This is a genomic window from Corallococcus carmarthensis (assembly GCF_003611695.1).
In the GTDB taxonomy this organism is placed as follows: Bacteria; Myxococcota; Myxococcia; order Myxococcales; family Myxococcaceae; genus Corallococcus; species Corallococcus carmarthensis.
On the sequence record NZ_RAWE01000471.1, the window covers coordinates 1 to 834 of the forward strand.

2 protein-coding genes and 1 pseudogene are annotated in these 834 nt (G+C 68.3%); all 3 read left to right on the forward strand.

What is annotated here, in order from left to right; genetic code table 11:
* On the forward strand, positions 1 to 167 hold a 167-nt coding region (locus D7X32_RS44525), incomplete at its 5' end, for a CinA family protein (protein WP_208752781.1).
* Between the two features lie 84 nt (positions 168 to 251).
* Positions 252 to 650, forward strand: a complete 399-nt coding sequence (locus tag D7X32_RS44530) for an STAS/SEC14 domain-containing protein (protein ID WP_120608487.1) — start codon at positions 252 to 254, stop codon at positions 648 to 650.
* 12 nt (positions 651 to 662) lie between these two features.
* Positions 663 to 834, forward strand: a pseudogene (locus tag D7X32_RS48000) (AHH domain-containing protein); the annotation flags it as partial.

The following is an 834-nucleotide window of genomic DNA, read 5'->3' on the forward strand; positions in this document are numbered from 1 at the left end:
GGACGGAGGCGAAGCCGGTGGGGTTGGTGTTCATCGCGGTGCAGCGGCGGGGGAAGGCGGCGGTGGTGGAGCGTCACCGGTTTGAAGGGGACCGGCGCCAGGTGCGGCAGGCGGCGGCGGCGCGAGGACTGGCCCTCCTCCTGGAGCAGCTGGGAGTGGAGTCCTGAATAGGGGCCTCATCCTTCCGGACGTTGGCACGTGGACGCCGGATGCGAGACAAGGATTGACGCAGTCTCACGAAGGGGGCCTCGATGTATCGAATCGACGTGGACCGAGCGGAATCCATCGTGAGCTTCGCGCTGGAGGGCTACATCCGGCTGGAGGAGATGCAGCGTTTCGTGGTGGACCTGCGAGCCGCGACGGATGAAGTGGCGGGGCAGGCCATCAAGATCGAAGCGGACCTGCGCACGTTCCGGCCGGCGTCGCCGGAGGCCGCGGACCTCATCAAGCGGGTGCAGGAGTACGGGCTGCGCTCCGGCGTGACGCGGGTGGCGGAGCTGGTGCAGAACCAGATCGTCGCGTTGCAGTTGAACCGGGTGGCGTCCGGGAGCGGGACGGACAAGATCCTCCGCCGCTTCTGGCAGGAGTCCGCGGCGCGAACCTGGCTGAAGCACGGAGACGCGGAGCTGGGAGTGGCGCTGCAAAGCTGAGAGGGCCCGGACATGCCAGCGCGCGTGCTCTGCGTGCTGTGGGCGCTGTTCGTGACGGGCTGCGCGACGTCACGGACGTGGAGGTTGGACACGGGAGAAGGCCGTGCGCGTGAGTACACACCGCGCAAGGAAGCGCGCCCCGTGGCGTTGGATGGAGACACCTTCGAGGAGACGGTGCGGACAC